The sequence below is a fragment of the Mesorhizobium sp. B2-6-2 genome, from assembly GCF_006440615.1.
Taxonomy (GTDB): domain Bacteria; phylum Pseudomonadota; class Alphaproteobacteria; order Rhizobiales; family Rhizobiaceae; genus Mesorhizobium.
Genome location: NZ_VFUG01000011.1, coordinates 19,818 through 41,989 on the forward strand (window position 1 = coordinate 19,818; position 22,172 = coordinate 41,989).

The window sequence follows — 22,172 nt, forward strand, 5'->3', positions numbered from 1 at the left end:
CGAACCCCAGGTTGCAACCAATACGTCTTAAGGATTGAGGGATGGTTGACGCCACCGCGTCATTTGACGGCAATCGGGTCGCGGCCAATGAGGCTTCCGCGCGCCCGGTGCGAGCCGACCAGGACCGGTGGACTGCGACCGCAAGCGACGGCACCGGCGTTGCCGACTACGTGCAATTCTGCGCCTCGGCGCTGTTCGCGCCGGCGCAAAGCGCATCCTGGGTGAGCAACTGGGCGGCCGCGACCGGCGCCGACATGGTTGTCGCGACGCTCTCCTGCGATGGCCGCCCGGCGTTGTCTTTGGCGCTGGAAGCTGTGCGACGGGGGCCATTCAAGGTTGCCCGTTTCGCCGGCGGTCGGCATGCAAACGGCAATTTCGCCGCCGCTGACCCGCATTTCCTGCCTGCTATCGACGGCCGGGCAATCCGCTCGATGTTCAAGGCAATCGCGCGGGCGCGGCCGGATATCGACCTGATCTCGCTGGAAAGGCTGCTGCCAGACCTCGACGGCGTCGCCAACCCGCTGGCCGCGCTGCCCGGCTTTCCAAGTCCGAACCTTGCGCTTGCGGTCGATCTCGACGGCGGGTTCGACGCGCTGCTGTCGCGCGCGAGCGGCAAGCGCAAACGCAAGAAGCACCGCTCGCAGACGCGCAAGTTCGAGGCTGTCGGCACCTTCCGCCGCATCGAGGCGCGCACACCCGAGGAGGTCGACAGGCTGCTCGATGCCTTCCTCGAGATGAAGGAGGTGCGTTTCGCCAAGATGGGCATCGCCAATGTCTTCGGCGACAGACAAATACGCGACTTCTTCCGGGCGCTGTTCGCCGTTGCGCTGGCCGAGGAAAAGCCGCCCTTCCTGCTGCACGGCCTGGACGTGGCGGGCAAGCCGCGCGCGGTGACCGGCTCCAGCCGGTCCGGCAAGCGGCTGATCTGCGAGTTCGGCGCCATCGCCGAGGACGATCTCTCCTTCACCAGCCCGGGCGACTTCCTGTTCTTCGACAACATCCAGGAAGCCTGCGAGCTTGGCTTCGATGTGTATGACTTCTCGGTCGGCGACGAGCCTTACAAGCGGCTCTGGTGCGACATCGAGGTCCAGCATTTCGAGGTGCTTGCGCCGCTGACGCTTAAAGGCCGCGCATTGGCGACGACGATGCGGCAAGGCGCGCGCGCGAAGGCCTTCATCAAGAACAACCCGACGGTCTGGAAACTGACCAAGATGCTGCGCCGCAAGGCTGCCGGACAGGCGGCGCCCGCCCCGGTCGAGGACGACAGCTAGAGCAATTCCAGGAAAAGTGTGAGCGGTTTTCCCTCCGGAATTGCGTAAAAACAAAGAGATAGAGCGGTTCGCCGTTTCCGTGAAACGGTGAAACGCTCTAGGCTGGCAAGAGTCGCACAATCGCCGTCGCGTTCCCAGGCGATGCGGGCAAACGGGCTGAGACCCAGAGGACCCGACGGAACCTATCGAGTGCCGAGAGGTTTTCGCACTCGGAAGGAGACATGGCTATGGCTAAGTGCGACCAGTGCGGCAACGACTATGACAAGGCATTCCTGGTGAGCTTGGGCGGGCAAACCTACACGTTTGACAGCTTCGAGTGCGCTGTCCAGAAGCTTGCGCCGACCTGCCCGCATTGCAGGGTACGGATCATGGGGCATGGCGTCGAGCAGGGCGATGTCATCTATTGCTGCGCGCATTGCGCCGGGCAGGAAGGGGCCAACGCGTTGACCGATCGCGCGCCTTGATATGCGCGGTCTCTTTGATCCTTCGCCGAAGGGCCGTGCGGGAAGCCTTTTCCAGAGGGCAACGGAATCGTCGTGCTCAACGGCAAGATTCTTGGCAGCGCACTTAACTGCGACCCTGACTACGCCGCCTGAACGATCTCGACCAGTTCAACGTCGAACACCAGATCCTTTCCGGCCAACGGATGATTGCCGTCGAGCTTGACGCTGGCGTCGTCCACGCCGATGACCGTCACTTGCATGGGACGGCCCTCGCGGCTGCGGGCCTGCAATCGGGCGCCAACATCGACGTTGATGTTTGCCGGCACGCTGGCGCGGTCGATGGTTACCACCGCTTCGGGGCGATGGGGGCCATAGGCAGCGTTGGCGGGAACGGTGACGGTGCTTTTCGTGCCGACTTCCATGCCCTCCACATGCGTTTCGAGACCAGGAATTCCCTGTCCTTCACCCAGTGTAAACTGCAGCGGTTCACCGCCGGAAGAATCGAATTGGGTGCCGTCGACCAGACGCCCGGTGTAGTTGATGCGTACAGTGTCGCCGTTCTTGGCCTGTGTCATAACAGCCATCCTTGGGAGTTTGGGGGACCGGCCTAGGGTTCACGGTCCCGCTGTCGATCATCCACGCATGAAGGTGCGTAGCGCGAAACATCAGAACTAGGTGCTTTGCCGCCGATGTAAAGTGCGGGAGCCGCCGAGAATGCCCGGGCCGGTCCTGTAGCCCGAGGATTGTCATGCCCCGCGTCCACTGAACCGTGCTCGATACGTCGCGGTCCCGGCCTCTGCTCCCAGTATCTCGGGGCGTTCGTAAGCGTGCAGAACAGCCCTGTTGGCCCGCAGCCTTATGCAGCCGATCGGCGTCCGGGCAATGGATCTCCCGGCTCATGGCCGACCGGCGTGACCAGCGTGACGTCCGGGTAGCCGTTCTCGATCAGCTTGACCGCGGCCTGCGTCACCTGGTCGTCGGCTTCCAGCATAGACAGGAAGACTTCGGTGCCGCCGCCGACCAGGCGGCCGATGCCTTGCGCGTCGGCCGGGCCGCATTCGACCACGACGAGATCGTAGGCCGTGGTCAGCGACTGCATGATGATGGGCAGCCGGTCGGCGGCGCGCATGGCGCGGACAGGGTCGGCGGTGCCGACCGGAATGACATGCGCATCCGAATAGAGATCGGGGTGAATGACGTCGCTGAACTGCGCTTCGGACGCAAGCAGATTGGTGATGCCGGGGAAAAGGCTCGAGTCCAGCATCGGCCGCGATGCGGCGCCCGATGTCGTGAGGTCAAGCAGCAGCACGCGCAGGCCGGCGTCGGATACTTCACGCGCTACGAGCACGGCGGAGGCGGCCGCTTCATCGCCTTCCGGCGACACGAAGATCGCGCGCGCGGCACCGGAACCGATCAGCTTCTCGGCAGCCTTGTCGACATCGATCTCGCCGAGCCTGGACGGACCCGGTTTGGGTTCCGGCTCGGGCATTGGTTCCTCTGCTGCAACGGTGGCGGCTTCAAATGTCTCATTCTGCGCGATCGGCTGCCTCTCCGGCCGTCGCTCGCTGGCCATGGCCGCCTCATGGGGCGCGAAAGGACCGTGGTCGTCCTCGATTTCGGCTACAACCGGCTCGGTGCGCGCCACGGGCATCGCCACCTGCTCGATATCGGTAAAGCGGGCGCCGGCGGCAGGACGCATGGCGCGGCCCGAGAACAGCTCGCCAAGCAGCGTGCCGATCGCCATCAGCAGCAGCGACGCGGCGGCGGCAGCTCCGGTGATCGGCCCGATCTTCGGGAAATAAGGTTGCGACGGCACCTGGGCCTGCGCGATCAGGCTCGCCGCCACAGGCGAGTATCTGCGATCCTTGCGCGAGGCTACCGCATTGTAACTTGCCATATAGGATTCAAGCTGTTGGCGCTGAACGTTCGCGTCGCGCTGCAAGGCATCCAGCTGCACCTGCTGCTCGCCGGCGCGCGCGGACGCGGCCTTCAAGGTGTTGACGTCCGCGATCAGCTGATCCTCGCGGGCCTTCGCCGTCTGAGCCTGAGCCGACAGCCCCCGGATGATCTTTTGCGCCTCATTGCGAATCTGGCCGTCGAGGTCGGCAAGCTGCGACTTCAGCGCCCGGATGCGCGGATGATTGTCCAGCAGGGTTGTGGAAAGATCGGCGATATTGGCCCTCAGCTCGACCTGGCGCTCGCGCAGGCGCTGGATCAACTCGGAAGACAGGACCTCCGGCACGCTGTCCAGCGAACCGCCATTCTGCAGCGCCCGGCGCACGCTCTCGGCGCTCGCCTCGGCGGCGGCGCGGCTGGCGCGCACGCGCGACAATTCGCTCGACAGCTCAGAGAGCTGCTGGGTCGGAAGCACCGAATTGTTGCCGCCCATCAGCAGGTCGGACTGGGCGCGGAACGCGGCGACCTTGGCCTCGGCATCCCTCACGCGATTCTGCAGATCGGCGATTTCGGGCGCCAGAAAGTTGGTCGCGGCGGCGTTCGATTCGAGCTTGGCGTCGCCCTTCGAGGCGATATAGGCCTCGGCAATGCCATTCGCGACCGCTGCAGCAAGCTTGGGATCCTTCGAGGCGAACTCGATCGCGATCGCGCGCGTCTTTTCAACGGCGTAGACATTGAGCTTGTCGTGCATGGCGTTCAGCACACGCTCGTCCGGCGGGATATCGAAGGGATCGCTTTTCAAGCCTACGAGCACAAGCACGCGCCCGAGCGACGACATTTTCAGCGTTTCGTCGAACTCCGGCAACTTGTCCAGGTTGAGCTTGGCCGCCACCTGCTTGAGGATGTCGGGCGAGGAAATGATCTGGACCTGGGTGGCCACGCCCTGCTCGTCGAGAATCGGCTTGTCGTCATCGTTGGTGCCCGGCGGCCGGGTGTATTCCGATTCGCGCGAGCCGATCTCCAGCTTGGCTGTCGCCTTATAATAGGGCGTCGCGAGCCAGGCGAAGGCGAAGGCCAGCCCGGTGACCAAAAGCGTCACAAAAACAATGCGCAGCCAGTTCCTCGCTAGGCTGGCGAAAAGCTGTCTCAGATCGACATCGACGTCTGCGGCCGCTGACTGAACGGACATGCATCCTGCTCCGAACTTTGAGTCGAGGCTGGACCGTAAAGAACTATGGTAACTCACCCGTTAAGATCAGAATGAATGCTTATTAGAGGGCACTCAAAGAAGACTGCGCGAAAGCAATAGAACAATTGGGCTTTTTACCGATCTCCGGTCTCCCGGACCGCGCTCCTTTACCGCCCATTAACCCTAACAGGATGATAACGGTCGCACTTTCCTGGGGTTGTGCCGCGGCTTGCGGCAAGAGCGATGAAGGTTCCTGGCCGGTCATGAAAAGCACTGCTTCCCTCTTTCGCGCTTTGCTTGCCCTGTCGCTGCTCACCGGCTGCTCGAGCTACCGCCCGACACCTGCCGCCTTTCATGAAGTACTCGATCAGCCCTATCGACTCGGCGCCGGCGATCGCGTCCGTGTCACGGTGTTCGAGCAGGACGGGTTGACCAACACCTACAGCGTCGACCAGTCCGGCTATCTGTCCTTTCCGCTGGTCGGCGCGGTGCCGGCGCGCGGCCACACCGCGCAGCAGTTGGAAAAGGCGATCGCCGACAAGCTGCGCCAAGGCTATCTGCGCGATCCCGACGTTTCGGTCGAAATCGACCGCTACCGGCCGATCTTCGTCATGGGCGAAGTGGGCGCTGCCGGGCAGTATTCCTACGTGCCGGGACTCACCGTGCAAAAGGCGGTCGCCATTGCCGGCGGCTTCACGCCGCGCGCCAATCAGGGGAGCGTCGACATCACCCGCGACATCAACGGCAAGGTGATGACCGGACGGGTGCTGACATCCGATCCGCTCCTGCCCGGCGACACCGTCTACGTCCGCGAACGGCTGTTCTGAAAAACCCGTCGTGGCGGTGAACCTCAGGATCGTGCACTGCTTTCGCTCACCTGTCGGAGGAATCTTCCGGCACGTGCGCGACCTGACCGAGGCGCAAGTCGCCGCCGGCCATGCGGTGGGAATCGTCTGCGACTCGACCACCGGCGGCGACTATGAGGAGCGCTTGTTCGAGGCGATGAAGGACAGCCTCGCGCTCGGCATCCATCGCACGCCGATGCAGCGTCATGTCGGGCCGGGCGACCTCGCCTCGGCCTGGCGCACCTATCAAATCATCCAGGAATTGCGGCCGGACGTGCTGCACGGGCACGGCGCCAAGGGTGGCGCCTATGCCCGGCTGTTCGGCTCACTGTTGCGGGTATCAAGGTTTCGCGTTGCCCGCCTTTATTCGCCGCATGGCGGCTCCCTCCACTATGACGAAACGACGGCGATGGGAAAGCTGTTCTTCGGCCTGGAGCGCTTCATGGCGCGCTTCACCGATTGCCTGCTGTTCGTTTCCGACTACGAGCGCAACACCTATCGCCGCAAGGTCGGCGAGCCGCCCATACCCAACACGCTTGTCTATAACGGCCTGCGCGCCGCCGAATTCGAACCGGTGACGTCGGCGGCGAATGCCGCCGATTTCCTGTACATCGGCATGATGCGCGACCTGAAGGGCCCGGATATCTTTATCGATGCGCTGGCCCTGGCCGGCGACGAGCTCGGACGCCCCTTACGCGCCGTGATGGTCGGCGATGGCGACGACCTGCCGCGCTACCACGCACAGGTCGAGCGGCTCAGCCTCAAGAACCAGGTCCGCTTCCTGCCGCCGATGCCGGCGAGACAGGCTTTCGCTCTGGCCGAGTTGATTGTGGTGCCGTCCCGCGCGGAGGCGATGCCCTATATCGTGCTCGAGGCTTTGGCCGCCGGCATGCCGATGATCGCGACGGCGGTCGGCGGCATTCCGGAAATCTTCGGCGAAGGCTCCCCTGCCCTGATCCGCCCCGACGTATCCCAACTCGCCGCCAAAATGGGCTCGGCGCTCAGCGACTTCGGCAGTTATCGAAAACTGATGCCGCAAGCCGATAAGCTGAAGGCCCGATTCGGCGCGGACGTCATGGCCGCCGATATCGAGAAGGCCTATTTCGCGGCACTGAACAAATAGGCCGCGAGCCGCAACAACTCCAAAACCACCGGTTGTTTCAAGGCTTTCTTAGCTCTCTTTTGCTATGCAGTCGCGCGAAGCTCGCGGACAGTTCCCATGAATGAGATCGACCCCGCACACCGCTTTTCCATGGATGCGGTGCGCAACTACGATGCTCCCGCCGACGGCGAAAAGCCTGGCGGCATCAACGATGTGGCGCGCCAGGTCGCCTCGCAGTACCGGCGCGATACCATGTCGCCGATCATGGTCAGCGGCGTGCTGCGCATGGTCGAGTTCGCGATGCTGTTCCTGTCTGGGCTCAGCGTCTATTTCTACTATGTCGGCTTCTTCAGCTATCTGGCCTGGCAGTATCCGCTGGCGATCGCGGCGACGTCGTTCCTGGCCGTGGTGCTGCTCGACGTGACCGATTGCTACCAGGTCGCGGCGCTGATGCGCCCCCTCGCGAATTTCGGCCGGGTGCTGCTGGTCTGGGCCGGCAGCTTCGCGCTGATGGCGCTCACCGCCTTCGCCATCAAGGCGTCGGAAGACTATTCGCGCCTGTTGTTCGGCACCTGGTTCGTGGCCGGTTTCGCGCTGATCTTCGGCCTGAGACTGGTGATGTCGAGCCTCATCCGGCGCTGGGCGCGCGACGGCCGCATGGAGCGCCGCGCGCTCATCGTCGGCGGCGGCAAGGCGGCCGAGCAGCTGATCCGCTCGGTCGAGAAGCAGCCCTACAACGACATCCGCATCTGCGGCATCTTCGACGACCGCAACGACAAGCGCTCGCCGCCGATCGTCGCCGGCTACCCCAAGCTCGGCACCATCTCCGAGCTCATCGAATTCGCCCGCATCGCGCGCATCGACATGCTGATCGTGTCGCTGCCGCTGACCGCCGAATCGCGCGTCTTGCAGCTTCTCAAGAAACTCTGGGTGCTGCCGGTCGATATCCGGCTTTCGGCACATTCCAACGCGCTGCAGTTCCGGCCGCGCGCCTATTCCTATATCGGCTCGGTGCCGATGCTCGACATCTTCGACAAGCCGATCAACGACTGGGATTCGGTCGCCAAGCGCGCCTTCGATATCGTCTTTTCCCTCATCGGGATCATCGTCTTCTCGCCGGTGATGCTCGCCACCGCGATCGCCATCAAGCTCGACAGCAAGGGTCCGGTGCTGTTCAAGCAGAAGCGGCACGGCTTCAACAATGAGATCATCGAAGTCTACAAGTTCCGCTCGATGTTCACCGACCGGTCCGATCCGACCGCCAAGCAGACGGTGACTAAGAACGACCCGCGCGTCACGCGCGTCGGCCGCTTCATCCGCAAGACCTCGATCGACGAGCTGCCGCAGTTCTTCAACTCGCTGCTCGGCTCGCTTTCGCTGGTCGGGCCGCGCCCGCATGCCATCGCCGCGCAGTCGCACAACCTTCTCTACAACGAGGTGGTCGACGGCTACTTCGCCCGCCACAAGGTCAAGCCTGGCGTCACCGGCTGGGCGCAGATCAACGGCTGGCGCGGCGAGATGGACACCAACGAAAAGATCCGCATGCGCACCGAATACGACCTCTACTACATCGAGAACTGGTCGATGCTGTTCGACCTGCGCATCCTGTTCCTGACGCCGATCCGCCTGCTCAACACGGAAAACGCCTATTGAGCGCCGTCGCCCATGAGTTGCAGCCGCAGGCGGTCAACCAGTTGCAGCCACAGGCTGTCAACCAGTTGCCGCCGGGGGCGGTCAACGCCAAGCTGATCTCGCTGATCGCATCGGCTGCGATCGGCGTCGGCATCCTGCTTTCCGGCTTCGTCATCAGCGAGCCGGCGCCCTATGAAATCTACATGGCCGGGCTGATCGCTGTCTGGGCGCTGTTCGGGCTTCGGATCTCGCGCGCGATCGTGCCCCTGCTGGTGCTTCTGGTGGCGATGAACATCGGCGGCATGATCGCCATGACGCAGATGGCCGACCTCGCCAACACGCCGCTCTATCTCGCCGTCTCGCTGTTTCTGGCCTTCAGCGCGGTGTTCTTCGCCTCGGTGACCTCGGTCCAGCCGAGCCTCTACCGGCTGATCTTCATCGCCCATGTCGTGTCGGCGGTGGCAACGTCGCTGCTCGGCATCGCCGGTTACTTTCATGCGTTTCCGGGCGCGGAAATGTTCACCAAATATGACCGCGCCGCCGGTGTCTTCCAGGATCCGAACGTGTTCGGGCCCTTCCTGGTGCTGCCCGGCACCTACCTGCTCTACCTGCTCTTGACCGGCCCGGTGTCGCGCATGCCGCTTCTGGCGGTGCCGCTGCTCATCATCACCGCCGGCATCTTCTTCTCGTTCTCGCGCGGCGCCTGGGGCATGTTCGCCGTGTCGGCGGTGCTGCTCACCGCGTGCCTCTTCCTGCAGAGCGCCAGCGGCAAGTTCCGGCTGCGCGTGGTGGTGATGACGATCGCTGCCGCGGCGCTGCTGGTCATCGCCCTCATCGTCATCCTGCAGTTGCCCGGCGTGTCGGACATGTTCACGCAGCGCGCGCAGCTCGAGCAGAGCTACGATTCGGCGCGACTCGGCCGCTTCGCCCGCTATTCGATCGGCTTTCAACTGGCGATGGAGCACCCGGCCGGCATCGGCCCGCTGGTCTTCGGCACGATTTATGGCGAGGACACGCATGACATCTGGCTGAAGGCGCTGATGGATTATGGCTGGCTCGGCTTCGTCTCATTCCTGACGCTGACGCTATGGACGATCGGCGCGGGCTTCCGCATCCTTCTGCGCGACCGGCCGTGGCAGCCCTATCTGCTTTGCGCCTATGTCGCCTATCTCGGCAATATCGGGCTCGGCACCTTCATCGACATCGACCACTGGCGCCATCTCTACCTGCTGCTCGGCCTGGTCTGGGGCGCGATCGCGCTGGAGTACCGGCACCAGCGGGAATTGCGGCTGGCGAGGTCTGCATCCCTGCCTGCAATTTCACCTTCGCGATAGGCACCGAATTCGGTTGACCCGCACCGCCTTATCACGATACATCGCCACCCGGTCCGGAGTGTAGCGCAGCCCGGTAGCGCACTTGACTGGGGGTCAAGGGGTCGTCGGTTCGAATCCGGCCACTCCGACCATTTGAAAGAGAACTTCCCCCAAGTTCTTAGGTTGAGCCGAAGGCTTCCGCTCTTCACGCAGCCGTTTGGTTCAAGAACAGCTTCTCGTTGATTTTAGAGCATGCGGTGCGCTTCTTCATCGGCGATCAGAATCGTCGACGCAGTCAGGTGCATGACGCCGAGCAGCGCCTCGGTTCCCCATGGCTCCGAGCGCTGACACCGGCGTGGAGCGTTAACGGGTTTGTTAATGCGGCTCGGCGTATAGGATTCCAAGCAATATCGACAGTTCTGAGCACCGCTTCGCGCTCACAGCCACGGCATTCTGTATGAAACCGAAGCCTTCTTCAGGCGGATCGAACCTGGCGCAGCTGACCAGCTTGCGATTTTTCGCCGCTCTCTATGTGCTTGCCTATCATTCGGCAAACATCGACGGAGCGCCACACCTCGTCGCTAGTTTCGTGCAGAATGGCTATCTCGGCGTCTCGTTCTTCTTCCTGCTGTCCGGCTTCATCCTCACCCATTCCTACGTCGACAAGATGTCCGATTGGGACGACGTCCGACGGTTTGCCGTAGCGAGATTTGCCAGAATTTATCCGGCTTATGTCCTTGCTCTTGTCGTGGCTTTGCCGCTGTCAAGCCTGCCTTTGGATTACCCGCTTGCATCCCTGGCGACACTTGGCCTTGTTCAGGCCTGGGGCGCACCAACGACAATGCTCGGATTCTTCTGGAACCCTCCGGGTTGGACACTCTCGATCGAGTTCTTTTTCTATCTCATGTTCCCGTTGCTGCTTCCCGTGCTTTCGAGGCTTACAACTGGAGCCCTGTGGATCAGCCTGGTAGCTTTGGTGCTGATTTTCATGGTTATGTGTCTGCCGAGTCTCGGACCGACCGGCTACCTTGCGTTCGACTGGATGAAGCTGGTGCCTCTTCCGCTGCTGAGGCTGCCCGAATTTGTGACCGGCATCATCTGCGCCCTGCTATTCGGCGCCGGTGCTTTCAATCGCTTCCGCAGCGACCTGGCCGCGTTTGTGGCCATGGGGTTCACGGTAACCACGCTTGTCTCGACATACACGGTGACAGGAGGGTTCGCGGTGATCGGCTTTGTTGCCCTGATTGCGACCTGCGCCGTGAATGACGGCAAGACCCGACGCGCACTGTCGTACAAGCCGCTCGTGCTGCTGGGCAATGCAAGCTATGCCCTCTACATCCTGCAAATTCCGGTGCGAAAGTGGATTCCGGTGCTGTTCACTGGAGAATGGGATTGGGTCGGGAGTCTTTTGTACCAGCCTTTGCTGGTCATTATCTCGGTCGTCGTCTTCATTCTGGTGGAGGAACCTGCCCGCAGGCTGCTCCGAGGCTCAATTCCGGAGCGGGCGAGCCCTTCCATCGCATAATTCAAGCGCCATGCGCCGCGAGCATGCGGCGCGCGCTTTCCTCGTCGGTGATCAGGATGGTCGGCGCGATCAGGTTCATGGCGCCGAGCAGCGCCTCGGTCTTTTCCGCGCCGCCGGAGGTGAGAATGCGGATCGGCGCCTTGCGCAGGCGGTCGACATCCACCGACATCACATGGCTGTTGACGGGATGGTCGACCAGATCGCCATTGCGGTCATAGAAATGGAACAGGAGATCGCCGACGGCGCCGCGCGCAAGCAGCGCCTCGCGGTCCGCTTCCTTGAGGAAGCCGCCGCGCGAGAAGGTGGTGGCCGAAGCGATGCCGCCGACGCTGAGCAGCACGGCATCGAGCGCATCGGCCATTTCGAAAATCTCCTGCAGACCGCAGCGCTCGACCAGCGCGATTTTTGTCTCGATGCTGTCGACGACGGCAGGCGTCGGCATCAGATAGCCATCGCCCTGGAAGATCTGGGCGAAGCGCCAGGCGAACTCGGCCGGGTTGGCCCGGCGCGCGACGCCGACGCCGCCAAGCAGCGAAATCACGCTGAAATCCGTTAACGATTTGGCGCTGATGAAGGGCAAGGTGTTGAACAGCGTCACGCCCCAGCCGACGCCGACCCGCATCCCGGATTTCATCGCATCCGACAGGAACATGCCGGTCTTGGCGGCGATCGCCGGGATCGGATCGGCATGAGGATCGGTGAGCGGCGCGACCAGCGCCTGCTGTAGGCCGAACGCCCGTTCGAGCGCGCGCTCCAGCCGCACGATCTCCAAAAGCTCGCTCTCGATGGAGATCTTCACCTCGTTGCGCGCCCTTGCCTCCGCCAGCATGCGCACGATGGTGACGCGGCCGACGCCGAGCACGTCGGCGATCTCGTTTTGCGTCATCTGCTCGACGAAATACATCCAGGCGGCGCGGATTCTGAGGCGGTCGGTCCGGCTTTCGCTGACGACCTGCTCGGATGCCTCGGCCGCCGCCCTGCCGTTTTCTGGTTCGCCCTGCCGTCGCCTGCCCAATTTCCCCTCCAACCCCGGCGGTGACACCGCCCCGCCGATTCTGCATGCTGGTTAAATATCGTCTATTGATCTACCAAGCGAGACGAACAATCTAGAGAGGGCGACTGGCGCCCAAGCCGTGACCGGCTCAGCATTTCGAGGCAATTGGCAATGCTGCGACAAATTTCCGAGGATGTCCGCGCCAACCTGAAGGACCGGCTTCGGGAACTGCGCGACGCTATCCGCCAGAACCGCCACGACAGCACCGGCGACCCCTCGCACGATATCGCCGGCAATTTGCCTCCCTTCCCTGGCCGCAGCCTGCTTGGCCACGCCGCGAGCGCCGTCGACGAGGCGCTGACGATCGCGGAATCCTTCGTGCCGCATTCCCGGCCGCTCATGGTCGACGGCACGACCGTCAAAAGCCTGCGGGCCTATTTCCCGCATGGCGATGAAGACCGGCAGATCGGCGGCGAGCGTCAGTTCAGGCGCGACATGTATTATCTGACCCGCGCGGTCCTTGCCGGCTACGGCATCGATAATCCGCGCGTCCACGAAGCGAGCTTTTCCGCCGTGCATGTCGCGATGCGCAAGCGCTACGCGGATCTCCTGGCTGGCGCGACGGCGGACGCGGCATCGACGGACCAGGTCGCGGCGGCCTGCGCGGCTCTGCTCGTCGAGTGCCTCAACCACCGTCCTGTCCAGCCTGGCGAGATCGGCACAGGCCCGGCGATAGCCGGCGACCGGTCTCTCGACATCAGGTGCCTTGCGCCCGTGGCGCTTGCCTGCGGACTGGCGACCAAGGCGGACGGAACGCCCGAGCCCGACATTCTCGAGATCGCGGTGCTGGCTGCCGAAGTGCGGGAGGACCGCATCCGGCAGGCCTGCGCCCAGCCCAATGCCGTCCAGGAACTGACACCGGTTCTCGCCATCCTGCTCGCGCATCTAGCGTAACCGCCGCGAATTATCCGCTACCGTTCGGCCGCCATGGCCGCGATCGTCTTCTTGGCGCGCTGGATCGAGGCCGGGCTCATGCTGAGCTCGGTCAGGCCCATCCCGATAAAGGTCGGGATCAGGTCCGGACGGCCGGCGGCCTCGCCACACATGCCCACCATGATGCCGGCGGCGACACCCGCCTTCGCCGTCAGCTCGATCGCCGACATCACCGCCGGATTGGTGACGTCGTTGAGCTTGGCGACCGTCGGATTGAGACGGTCGGCGGCCATGATGTACTGGGTCAGGTCGTTGGTGCCGATCGAAAAGAACGCCACTTCCTTTGCCAGTGCCGGCGCGATCAGCACGGCGGCGGGCGTCTCGATCATCACGCCGAGGTCGAAATCGGCATGCGGCACGTCTTCGGCCTTGAGTTCGTCGGCGCATTCCTCCACCAGCGCGCGCGCGCGCGTCACCTCGGCAATCTCCGAGACCATCGGCAACATGACCTTGATGTTGCCGTGGACGGCGGCCCTCAGCAGCGCCCGCAGCTGCTTCTTGAAGATGTCGGGGCGGTCCAGGCACATGCGGATGCCGCGCCAGCCGAGGAAGGGATTTTCCTCGTCGGGGAATTCGATGCCGGCGATCGGCTTGTCGCCGCCGATGTCGAGCGTGCGCACGATGACCGGATGCGGCGCGAACGCCTTGGCCAGGGCGCTGTAGGTTTCGGCCTGCATGTCCTCCGACGGCAGATGCATGTGGCGCATGAAGAGCAGCTCGGTGCGGAACAGGCCGACGCCCATGGCGCCTGCTTCCTGCGCCGCCTCGATCTCCTCCAGCGAGCCGATATTGGCCGCGACCTCGATCACCGTGCCGTCCGCGCGGGTAGGCGTCATGCCCTTGAACGCTGTCAGCCCGGCGCGCTCCTGCGCGGCAGCCTCGACGCGCCGGGTGAAGTCAGCCCGCGCAGCCTCGTCCGGATCGACGACCACATGCCCGGCATTGCCGTCGATCGCCACCTCTTTGGCGGTGCGCAACTCGTTGATCTTGTCGCCGAGACCGAGCACCGCCGGGATGCCGTGCGAGCGGGCGATGATGGCAATGTGCGAGGTGGCGCCGCCATGGCCGCAGACCACGCCGCCGATACGCTTCAGCGGCGCGCGCGCCAGATCCCAGGCGCCGATGTCGTCGGCAATGAGGATCGCGCCCTGCGGGATGGTTTCCAGGCTGACTTCGTCCTGGCCGAGCAGCGCCAGGCAGATCTGCCGGCCGACGGAATGGACGTCGTCGGCCCGGGCGTTGAGATAGTGGTCGTCGACCGCGCCGAAATCGGCGGCGATGGTGGCGGCCGCACCGATGGCGGCGGACACGGCGTCATCGCCTTCCTTGATCAGCTTCTCGGCCTCGCCGGTCAGGCTGTCGTCGGCGGCGATGTCGCGCAACGCGGCGACGATGCCGCGGTCACCGGCGGAGAGATTGTTCTCGGCAAGCGTGCGGTCCATGCGGGACTGGACGCTGGCGACGGCGCCGCGAAAGCGCTCGAGCTCGCCTTCGATCTCGTCGGCCTGCAGGCGCCTGCCCGGTCCCGCTATCTCCGGCGGGAAATGGGCGAAGGCCGGCCCGATCGCCACGCCCTCGCTTGCGGCGACGCCTTGAAGTTTCGGGGTTCCATCCACCGCCGCGGCAGCAGGCTGCGTGGCCTCACGAGCGGGCGCCGCGGCTGCGGCTTGCGAGCCCTCTTCACCTGCCTCGCCCCCGTCGTCGAGGCCGGCGCGCGGGTTCTCCAGATAACCGATCAGCGCCTCGATCGCCTCGATCGCGTCGGCGCCGTTGGCGCGCACGGTGACTTCCTGGTTCTCCTTGACCGCCAGCAGCATCAGCTTGACCGAGCTCTTGGCGCTCACCGCCTTGCCGTTCTTGACCAGCTCTACGTCGGATTCGAAACCTTTCGCGAGCTTCACGAACCGCGTGGCGGGACGGGCGTGCAAACCTTCGTGCACTCTGACGATGGTCGAGCGTTCCATTGCAATTACTCTAGGTTTAGGCGCCGTCGACAGACAGCGCGGATATTATCAGGCGGCGATGGTGATGACAGCGCCCGGTGTCAGGGCGGCCACGAGCGCTCCGGTGTCGACCTCGGATGCGCAAACTTCGCCCGGCCTTTCGGCCTCGGATGCTCCGTTGAAGGAGATCACGACATGGCCCATCTCGCGCACCTTGCTCCAGGCCGTGGAGCCCACCGCCGTTATCGTCGCCGAAACCGGTCCGAGCGTGATCGACGCGCCCTTTTGCGGCGCGTCGTCACTGGGCCCCTGCTCTGCCAAGTGCAGCACCGAGACTTCGGCGAGTTCAGGAGGCGAGCCATCCGCGAACAGGATGACCACGCCGCCCTCGGCGAGGTCCGCCACTTCGGGTCCGATAGCTGTGACCCGTGTCTTGAGAAGAACCGACATATGGCGAACCTCGATATTGTTGCTGACTTAGAACACGATCAGGGAGACGACCCATGCGATCAGCACGGAGACCGGGCCCATGATCTGGCGGCTGATGAGCACCGCCGGGACGCCGATCTCGATCGTCTTCGGCTTGGCCTCACCGAGCGCCAGACCGACGGGAACGAAGTCGCAGCCCACTTGGGTGTTGTAGGCAAACAACGCCGGCAAAGCCATCGCGGGCGAGATGGTGCCGTTGGCGATCTGCGGCCCGATGATGGCAACGCCGATGACCTGGGCGATGACCGCGCCTGGGCCAAGGATGGGCGACAGGAACGGCAGGCCGCAGATGGCCGAGATGACCAGCAGGCCGACGATGTTGTTGGCCAAGGGTCCCATCGGCTGTGCCAGCACGTCGCCTATGCCAGTGTAGAGGATCAGGCCGATCAGCATGGTCACGAAGGCCATGAAGGGCAGCACGTTGCGGATAACCTGATCGATGGTGCGGCGGCCGGAGTTGAAGAAGATGCCGACGACACGGCCCATGACGCGGCCGATCGAGCTGATCAGGCCGATAAGTCCGCCCTCGTTCGGCAGCGGTTCGGCCGCCCTGGCAGTGGTGTTGTTGCTTGTACTCATCGATGCTGCTCCCCCCGCAGTGGTGACCGCTTCGGATCCGTCCGCCATTGTGACGTTGGCCGGCTTCACGCCCGAAACGTAGATGTCTTCCGTGATGAACTGGGCGAGCGGACCCGCCTGGCCGACCGGTGTCAGATTGACGGTCGGGATTCGCTTGCGCGGATAGACGCCGCAGCGCGCCGTGCCACCGCAGTCGACGACGACGACCGCCATCTCGCTTTCGATCGGCGGCGCCTTGAAGCCGTCGACCGCTTCGGCGCCGGTCATGTCGGCGATAAGCTGCGCCACCGGATGAATGCCGCCACCGGTTACCGACACGACCTTGCTGCGCTGCTCGGTCGGTTCGATGACCAGCGGGCCGCCCCAACCGGTGGAGCCCCTCGATATCTTTACTGCCTTGTATGTCTTGGCCATGGTGTCCTCCCGCCCTTAGAGCTCGACGCCTTGGCGGCGTGCCATGATGGCCGTGATGCGCTCGGTCAGCATGCCCTTCAGCAGGATGACGACAAGACCGACGAGGGCGTACCAGATGGCTACCTTGACGTGGTAGCCGTTGGCGATGACGCCCCGCTTCTCGAGATCGAGCAGCGCGACCAGCATGCCGCCCCAGACGAAATATTCACCGGGGTTGATATGCGGGAAGAGGCCGAGCGGCGGATGCACATAGGACACCGCCGCGTCGTAGAAGGCAGGCTTGTGCTTTTCTTCCAGGAAGGAGCCGAAGGTGTAGGCCATCGGGTTGGTGAGGAAGAACACCGACAGGACCGGCAGCACCGTGTAGCGGGTCAGGGCGATGCGGCCGGCGCCGCGCGCGAGGCCGTGGACGCGCTCCTCGCCGACCAGTTCGGTGACGGCGTAGAAGGCGGTCATCAGCACGACCAGGGTCGGAATGATGCCGGTGACGAAGCCGGCGAACACTTCGCCGCCCTTCTGGAAGATGCCGATGAAATACTTGCCGATCGCCGTCAGCCAGCCGAGCTGCTCTTCCTGCTGCACATTCTTCAGCTGTTCCTTGAGCTGATCGGCGGTGACCGGCGCATTGTCGGTCGTCGCCTGCGCCAGGACCACGAGGTGATCGGTGGCATGCTCGACGCCGAGCTTGCCGTGCCAGGCAGCATCCGAGACCATGGTGCCTGCGACATGCAGGTTGTGCACCGCCAGGTCGGCATGCTGCGCCAATAACGAAATTACAGACATTTCTCCTCCTTATGACCCCCGCCGGTCATTCCCAGCCGGCTGCCGGCGTCGCTTAAGCCCTTGCTACGTTCAAACCGGACAGGCCCGGCTTCTTCCCCGGCTCCGACCGCGCGCGGTCGATCTGCTCGATCGCCCGTTTCACGGCCTCGGCCACACCGGGTTCCCCCTCCCCCATGATCGCAGGGTTGGACCGGAGTCGATCGAGGGGGATACCCTCGAATTCTTCATGTCGCTTGAACTTGGTGAGCACCGAACGGCCGCTCATGACCATCATGCGGCGCACGATGAGATCGGGCGTCACGACGACGAGCGCAATGGTACCCTTGGCGAGCCGGCCGCGGAAATTGCCGGCGCCGACGAAGCCGTCCTTGAACTCTCCGGTGACGCCTTTGAAGACGTCCGCATAATGCCGCATCTGCAGCCAGACGCCGAGCGATTGCAGCGCCCAGACGACAAACAGCAGAAGCAGCGCCCACTGCCAGATCGCCATTTCGGTTTCCTCCCGATTCTCTTCCTCCGGCACATATTGGACGGAGGCGAGATGACCCGAAAGTGAGAACATTTGTTTCCTAGAATGTCAACATGTATTATATTAGCCGCCGTAACGCTCCACAGGTGGCTGACCGATTTCGGCAACGGCAGCGCTGTGCTAGCCTGTCGCCAAACGGGATATGAGACATGGATCTGCCTTTCAGGCACGAACTGGCGCTTATGCCGGACCTTCGTCACCGGCTGCGGCAGCTGCGCTGGTTTCGCGCCACCTTCCGCAGCAGCGCGAAGGTGGTGTCGGAAACCTTCGGCGTGCGCTTCGAGATCGACGAGGCCAAGCTGACGCGCGCCTTCCTCGACTGGATCGACGTCATGGAAGCGCAGAAGCGATTCGCAGCTGTCGACCGCGCGGACTTCATCGTGTTCGCCGCCGGGCTGGTGCTGCGCGAGCTGATCCGGCAGGCGCCGGCGCGAGAGGTCTCCGGTCTTACCGAAATGATCGAGACGGAAGCCAATGCCGGCACGGCGGAAATCGTGCGCTTCTGGCCGGAAGGTTTTCTCTATACCAACTACTGCGTGTCGGCGATCCTGGCCGTGCACGAGCAGGAGTTCGGCACGGCGCCCAGCATCGACAAATGCGCCGACGACCTGCGCACTTGGTGGTCCTACCGCGAGAACGCAACGGAAATGCCCGCCTATGCCGTGGCCTTCCTCGACCGCTTCCTCGGCGCCGAGCCCAACTGGATCACACCCGACCGCGCGCAGTCGCGCCAGGCCATGCAGCGCGCGCTTGGATCCACGCCGGTCAGCGAGGCGCTGCGCCAGCTTTGATGCGCAGGAGATGCACCCGCATCACTATTGAACATCTGACTTTTTATCGATAGCGATGTGCGTATGGCACAGAGGCCGGGAGAAGCGCGTGGCGCAACCTAGACTGATTTTCGACTGCGACGGCGTCCTCGTCGACAGCGAACCGCTGGCCGCCAAAGCCTATGAGCGCGTCTACCAGAAGCATGGCATGCCTGGCGTCCATGGCGGCATCATCGCGCAATGCATCGGCATGAAGCAGGCCGACATCATCGTCAAAATCAAGGAACTGACGGGACATCAGTTCCCGCCCACCGCCGACGGCGACATCTGGGCCGAGACCAAGCTGCTCTTTTCGGAGGAGCTGAAGCCGACATCGGGGATCCTGCCGTTCCTGAGCGCGCTTGCCGGTGACCGCTGTGTCGCCTCGTCATCTTCAGTCGAACGCATCAACCACAGCCTCTCGGTAACCGGACTGTCGCGCTTCTTCGGCGAGGCGATCTTTTCCTCCTCGATGGTGAAGAACGGCAAGCCGGCGCCCGACATCTTCCTGTACGCCGCCGAGAAAATGGGCGCGAACCCCGCCGACTGCATCGTGGTCGAGGATTCGCCTTTTGGCGTCCAGGGCGCCGTCGCGGCCGGCATGATCGCGATCGGCTATACCGGCGGCGGGCATACCTATCCCGAGCACGGCGCCCGGCTGAAGGCCGCAGGCGCGGATTTCGTCTGCGCCGACTGGCACGACGTCAGCCGGCAGTTGGCCGGGCTTGGTGTCCCGGCCTGAACTAGCGGAGACTTGGGAAGCGGCGCCGGGTCCACTCCCCAGGCGGGACCAATCCCCCCACGCGGAAATTGAAGGACAGGACCCTCGTTGCATCGGCGTCGACCTCGCAGCGGAAGCTGAGATCATACCATTGGGTTGTCGTGCTGAAGGCTGCCTGCGGAGGGTTAAGAACATTGCCTTGCTTCAGGGGAATGGTCGGCAGCCATTTGGGCGAGTAATCGGCACTCTGCAATTCCTGGTTCAGAACGTTGGCGCACAGGTTGGCTACGCGCTGATCGCGCGGCACATTCTCCATCGAGCTTGTGGCCAACGCGTTGCCGGTCGCACCCGGCGAGTAAAGCTTTCTGACGCCCGGCAGGCCGGAATAGATCGGCGATCCCGCAACCTCGCTGTCGGCGGGGCTTGACCTTCCCGGGTTCCCGCTCGGCGCTCTCAAAGCTCTTGCGGATTTGAACTTCATCGCCTTGGAAGGCTTGGGCTTTGCTTTTTCGGCCGGCCCAGGCTTGTCGCCGGCCTCGGCCGTCAACGGCTTTGGCGTTTCGGCAGCTTGCTTTCCGGCGGTTTGCGGAATTGCCTCCTGCTTGTCCTGCTGCTGTTTGTCAGTGTCCTCGGTTGCCTGCCTCTCCTCGCTTTGCGCGGGTTTTTCGTCCGGCGCGGTGGTTACCGGCTTCTCTTGAGCCTTGTTGGTGTCCGCCTGCTGCTTGGGCGTTGCAGGCGGAGCCGGCTGGTTGGGCGCGGGCTTCGATGAGACGGGCGGCTTCGCGGGTTCATCCTTGGCCTGCGACGGAGCGTTGGCCGGCGCGCTGCCGCCGTTGAGAGATTTCTCCGGGCCGGTATCCTTCTCGCCATACTGAAAAACGCGCTTCAGAACCGGGATGTCCTGGGGTTTCGGCGGCTGCGGCGGCGGTGGCTTTTGCACGGCCTGCTCGGACGGCTTTTCAGCCTGCTTTTCGGGCGTCGGCTCCGGCGGCTTTGGAGTGGGCTTCGGCTTGGGCTGCTCGGGCGGCGGCACGATCGCGACATTGACCGGCTGTTCCTGTTGGTCCGGCTGTTGCTCGGGTCTCGGCAGGCCAAAGAACAAGAATGCTGCGATCAAGGCATGCAGGAATAGCGATGCGGCCAAGGCCCACCGCCAATTCCGAAACCATTCCCGCATCTTGCCGTTCATTGCGCCCGATGTGGAACGAAATGACGGCGGCTTCAAGCAGGGAAACCGGGTCCGCGCGGGCTGGCGGCCTGACAAGTCGGTGATCGGAAGGCCCGCTGCGTGAAAGCAAGCCGGAGTGAGGCCCTGCAGGGATTGGCTTACACCAGCATGCTCATCGGGTTTTCGATCAAGCGCCTGAAGGCGCCGAGCAGTTCGGCGCCAAGCGCGCCATCGACGGCGCGGTGATCGGTCGACAAGGTCACCGACATCACGGTGGCTATTCTGATCTCGCCCTTCTTGACCACCGCCCGCTCCTCGCCGGCGCCGACAGCCAGGATCGTCGCATGCGGCGGGTTGATGACGGCGGCAAAGTCCTTGACGCCGAACATGCCGAGATTGGACACCGCCGTCGTGCCGCCCTGATATTCTTCCGGCTTCAGCTTGCGGCTTCTGGCACGGCCGGCCAGGTCCTTCATCTCGTTGGAAATGACCGACAGCGTCTTTTCGTCGGCATGCCGGATGATCGGCGTGATCAGGCCGCCGGGGATCGACACGGCGACGCCGACATCGGCGTGCTTGTGCTTGACCATGGCGTTCTCGGTCCACGAGGCGTTGGCGTCCGGCACCGCCATCAGCGCCATGGCCATGGCCTTGATGACCATGTCGTTGACCGAGAGCTTGTAGGCCGGCGCTTCGCCCTTGTCGGTCTTCCGCATCGGGGCTGCGGCATTGAGCTGCGTGCGCAGCGCCAAGAGCGCGTCGAGCTCGCAATCGAGCGTCAAATAGAAATGCGGGATGGTGGACTTCGCCTCGACCAGGCGGCGCGCGATGGTCTTGCGCATGTTGTCGTGCGGCACGAGCTCGTAGGAGCCTTCGGCGAACAGCTTCAGCACCTGGTCGTCCGACATCGGCTTGGGCGCCGCCGCCGGAGCGGATGGGCCGCCGGCCGGGATCTCGGCGGCCGGTTGAGCAGGGACGGCGGCGCCTTTTGCGGCGACCGCGGCCTCAACGTCGGCACGCACAACACGGCCGCGCGGACCGCTGCCTTCTATGTCGGCAATCTTAAGACCGGCTTCGCGAGCCAAGCGGCGCGCCAGCGGCGTTGCGCGCTCGCCCTGCGATTGGCCGATCTCCCCCCTTGTGGGGGAGATGCCCGGCAGGGCAGAGGGGGGCGCGACGGAACGAGACGTCAGCGGGACAGCGCCCCCCTCTGCCGGCTTCGCCGACATCTCCCCCACTTGGGGGGAGATTGGCGCCCCGTTCTGCGGCGTCGTTCCTGATTCATAGACCTCGTCATCGGCGTAAATCCATGCCACCGGTTCGCCGACCGGAATGTCGACGCGCTCCTTGCCGGTGACGTCGCGCAGCGTGCCGCTGGCCGGCGCGTCGATCTCCATTGCCGCCTTGTCGGTCTCGATCTCGAAGAGCACGTCGCCTTTCTTGACGTGCGCGCCCTCCTCGGCGAACCAGCGCGAGATCTGGCCGGTCGCCATATCCATGTCGACCTTGGGAAGAATGACTTCGGTCGGCATCG

The 22,172-nt window shown here is 63.9% G+C and carries 20 protein-coding genes and 1 tRNA gene; 11 read left to right on the top strand and 10 right to left on the bottom strand.

The features are described 5' to 3' along the window. Positions 1-41 precede the first annotated feature (41 nt). Both FJ419_RS20540 and FJ419_RS20545 read left to right on the top strand, forming a co-directional pair. Positions 42-1,271 (top strand): GNAT family N-acetyltransferase, encoded by a 1,230-nt coding sequence (locus FJ419_RS20540; RefSeq protein WP_140697454.1) that lies wholly within the window; start codon positions 42-44, stop codon positions 1,269-1,271. Positions 1,272-1,492: 221 nt separating this feature from the next. Beyond that, a complete protein-coding gene (locus tag FJ419_RS20545; RefSeq protein WP_246672195.1) occupies positions 1,493-1,735 on the top strand; it encodes a hypothetical protein in 243 nt (80 codons plus the stop codon). Between the two features lie 119 nt (positions 1,736-1,854). Here FJ419_RS20545 and FJ419_RS20550 read toward each other — a convergent pair whose 3' ends face one another. After that, positions 1,855-2,289 carry a peptidylprolyl isomerase gene (locus tag FJ419_RS20550; RefSeq protein WP_140697457.1) on the bottom strand — a complete coding sequence of 145 codons (435 nt, stop codon included), beginning with the start codon at positions 2,287-2,289 and terminating at the stop codon, positions 1,855-1,857. A 281-nt stretch (positions 2,290-2,570) separates the two neighbouring features. After that, on the bottom strand, positions 2,571-4,799 hold the full coding sequence (locus tag FJ419_RS20555) for an exopolysaccharide transport family protein (RefSeq protein WP_140697460.1): 2,229 nt from the start codon (positions 4,797-4,799) through the stop codon (positions 2,571-2,573). A gap of 263 nt (positions 4,800-5,062) precedes the next feature. On the opposite strand from FJ419_RS20555, the gene FJ419_RS20560 reads away from it, so the two are divergent. From FJ419_RS20560 to FJ419_RS20585, 6 genes are all read left to right on the top strand, one after another. Continuing rightward, positions 5,063-5,626: a polysaccharide biosynthesis/export family protein gene (locus FJ419_RS20560; protein ID WP_140541319.1), complete on the top strand. Its 564-nt coding sequence runs from the start codon at positions 5,063-5,065 to the stop codon at positions 5,624-5,626. A 10-nt stretch (positions 5,627-5,636) separates the two neighbouring features. Then, a complete protein-coding gene (locus FJ419_RS20565) occupies positions 5,637-6,767 on the top strand; it encodes a glycosyltransferase (protein WP_140697463.1) in 1,131 nt (376 codons plus the stop codon). A 96-nt stretch (positions 6,768-6,863) separates the two neighbouring features. Further along, entirely contained in the window at positions 6,864-8,399 is a 1,536-nt protein-coding gene (locus FJ419_RS20570; RefSeq protein ID WP_140697466.1) for an undecaprenyl-phosphate glucose phosphotransferase, read from the top strand. 65 nt (positions 8,400-8,464) lie between these two features. Further along, entirely contained in the window at positions 8,465-9,712 is a 1,248-nt protein-coding gene (locus FJ419_RS20575) for an O-antigen ligase family protein (protein ID WP_140697842.1), read from the top strand. 54 nt (positions 9,713-9,766) lie between these two features. Further along, positions 9,767-9,843 (top strand) — tRNA-Pro (locus FJ419_RS20580). A gap of 305 nt (positions 9,844-10,148) precedes the next feature. Beyond that, entirely contained in the window at positions 10,149-11,216 is a 1,068-nt protein-coding gene (locus FJ419_RS20585) for an acyltransferase (RefSeq protein ID WP_140697469.1), read from the top strand. 1 nt (position 11,217) lies between these two features. Here the strand turns inward: FJ419_RS20585 and FJ419_RS20590 are convergent, their stop codons facing one another. Next, on the bottom strand, positions 11,218-12,231 hold the full coding sequence (locus FJ419_RS20590; RefSeq protein WP_140697472.1) for a sugar-binding transcriptional regulator: 1,014 nt from the start codon (positions 12,229-12,231) through the stop codon (positions 11,218-11,220). Positions 12,232-12,381: 150 nt separating this feature from the next. Between FJ419_RS20590 and FJ419_RS20595 the strand changes: the two genes are divergently transcribed. Next, the gene (locus tag FJ419_RS20595) at positions 12,382-13,164 is read left to right on the top strand and encodes a hypothetical protein (protein ID WP_140697475.1); all 783 of its coding nucleotides are present in this window, start codon (positions 12,382-12,384) and stop codon (positions 13,162-13,164) included. 17 nt (positions 13,165-13,181) lie between these two features. Here the strand turns inward: FJ419_RS20595 and ptsP are convergent, their stop codons facing one another. The 5 genes from ptsP to FJ419_RS20620 are packed head-to-tail and all read right to left on the bottom strand — an operon-like array spanning position 13,182 to position 17,901. Then, positions 13,182-15,167: a phosphoenolpyruvate--protein phosphotransferase gene (ptsP, locus tag FJ419_RS20600; protein WP_140697478.1), complete on the bottom strand. Its 1,986-nt coding sequence runs from the start codon at positions 15,165-15,167 to the stop codon at positions 13,182-13,184. Between the two features lie 48 nt (positions 15,168-15,215). Beyond that, positions 15,216-15,596 (bottom strand): PTS glucitol/sorbitol transporter subunit IIA, encoded by a 381-nt coding sequence (locus FJ419_RS20605; RefSeq protein ID WP_095767656.1) that lies wholly within the window; start codon positions 15,594-15,596, stop codon positions 15,216-15,218. Positions 15,597-15,623: 27 nt separating this feature from the next. Further along, on the bottom strand, positions 15,624-16,628 hold the full coding sequence (locus FJ419_RS20610) for a PTS glucitol/sorbitol transporter subunit IIB (protein WP_140541311.1): 1,005 nt from the start codon (positions 16,626-16,628) through the stop codon (positions 15,624-15,626). A gap of 15 nt (positions 16,629-16,643) precedes the next feature. Beyond that, positions 16,644-17,411: a PTS glucitol/sorbitol transporter subunit IIC gene (locus tag FJ419_RS20615; RefSeq protein WP_140541310.1), complete on the bottom strand. Its 768-nt coding sequence runs from the start codon at positions 17,409-17,411 to the stop codon at positions 16,644-16,646. A gap of 52 nt (positions 17,412-17,463) precedes the next feature. Continuing rightward, positions 17,464-17,901 carry a transcriptional regulator GutM gene (locus FJ419_RS20620; RefSeq protein WP_095767894.1) on the bottom strand — a complete coding sequence of 146 codons (438 nt, stop codon included), beginning with the start codon at positions 17,899-17,901 and terminating at the stop codon, positions 17,464-17,466. Positions 17,902-18,089: 188 nt separating this feature from the next. Here FJ419_RS20620 and FJ419_RS20625 point away from each other — a divergent pair, with 188 nt between their 5' ends. Both FJ419_RS20625 and FJ419_RS20630 read left to right on the top strand, forming a co-directional pair. Continuing rightward, positions 18,090-18,731: a hypothetical protein gene (locus FJ419_RS20625; RefSeq protein WP_140541309.1), complete on the top strand. Its 642-nt coding sequence runs from the start codon at positions 18,090-18,092 to the stop codon at positions 18,729-18,731. An 88-nt stretch (positions 18,732-18,819) separates the two neighbouring features. Further along, the gene (locus FJ419_RS20630) at positions 18,820-19,491 is read left to right on the top strand and encodes an HAD family phosphatase (RefSeq protein ID WP_140697481.1); all 672 of its coding nucleotides are present in this window, start codon (positions 18,820-18,822) and stop codon (positions 19,489-19,491) included. Between the two features lies 1 nt (position 19,492). Here FJ419_RS20630 and FJ419_RS20635 read toward each other — a convergent pair whose 3' ends face one another. Both FJ419_RS20635 and FJ419_RS20640 read right to left on the bottom strand, forming a co-directional pair. Next, the gene (locus FJ419_RS20635) at positions 19,493-20,659 is read right to left on the bottom strand and encodes a DUF930 domain-containing protein (protein ID WP_140697484.1); all 1,167 of its coding nucleotides are present in this window, start codon (positions 20,657-20,659) and stop codon (positions 19,493-19,495) included. 137 nt (positions 20,660-20,796) lie between these two features. Then, a complete protein-coding gene (locus FJ419_RS20640) occupies positions 20,797-22,170 on the bottom strand; it encodes a pyruvate dehydrogenase complex dihydrolipoamide acetyltransferase (protein WP_140697487.1) in 1,374 nt (457 codons plus the stop codon). Between the last annotated feature and the right edge of the window lie 2 nt (positions 22,171-22,172).

Coding starts and splice junctions, on each gene's coding strand:
- FJ419_RS20540 (WP_140697454.1), top strand. CDS start 42: ATGGTTGACGCCACCGCGTCATTTGACGGCAATCGGGTCGCGGCCAAT.
- FJ419_RS20545 (WP_246672195.1), top strand. CDS start 1,493: ATGGCTATGGCTAAGTGCGACCAGTGCGGCAACGACTATGACAAGGCA.
- FJ419_RS20550 (WP_140697457.1), bottom strand. CDS start 2,289: ATGACACAGGCCAAGAACGGCGACACTGTACGCATCAACTACACCGGG.
- FJ419_RS20555 (WP_140697460.1), bottom strand. CDS start 4,799: ATGTCCGTTCAGTCAGCGGCCGCAGACGTCGATGTCGATCTGAGACAG.
- FJ419_RS20560 (WP_140541319.1), top strand. CDS start 5,063: ATGAAAAGCACTGCTTCCCTCTTTCGCGCTTTGCTTGCCCTGTCGCTG.
- FJ419_RS20570 (WP_140697466.1), top strand. CDS start 6,864: ATGAATGAGATCGACCCCGCACACCGCTTTTCCATGGATGCGGTGCGC.
- FJ419_RS20585 (WP_140697469.1), top strand. CDS start 10,149: ATGAAACCGAAGCCTTCTTCAGGCGGATCGAACCTGGCGCAGCTGACC.
- FJ419_RS20595 (WP_140697475.1), top strand. CDS start 12,382: ATGCTGCGACAAATTTCCGAGGATGTCCGCGCCAACCTGAAGGACCGG.
- ptsP (WP_140697478.1), bottom strand. CDS start 15,167: ATGGAACGCTCGACCATCGTCAGAGTGCACGAAGGTTTGCACGCCCGT.
- FJ419_RS20605 (WP_095767656.1), bottom strand. CDS start 15,596: ATGTCGGTTCTTCTCAAGACACGGGTCACAGCTATCGGACCCGAAGTG.
- FJ419_RS20610 (WP_140541311.1), bottom strand. CDS start 16,628: ATGGCCAAGACATACAAGGCAGTAAAGATATCGAGGGGCTCCACCGGT.
- FJ419_RS20615 (WP_140541310.1), bottom strand. CDS start 17,411: ATGTCTGTAATTTCGTTATTGGCGCAGCATGCCGACCTGGCGGTGCAC.
- FJ419_RS20620 (WP_095767894.1), bottom strand. CDS start 17,901: ATGGCGATCTGGCAGTGGGCGCTGCTTCTGCTGTTTGTCGTCTGGGCG.
- FJ419_RS20625 (WP_140541309.1), top strand. CDS start 18,090: ATGGATCTGCCTTTCAGGCACGAACTGGCGCTTATGCCGGACCTTCGT.
- FJ419_RS20635 (WP_140697484.1), bottom strand. CDS start 20,659: ATGAACGGCAAGATGCGGGAATGGTTTCGGAATTGGCGGTGGGCCTTG.
- FJ419_RS20640 (WP_140697487.1), bottom strand. CDS start 22,170: ATGCCGACCGAAGTCATTCTTCCCAAGGTCGACATGGATATGGCGACC.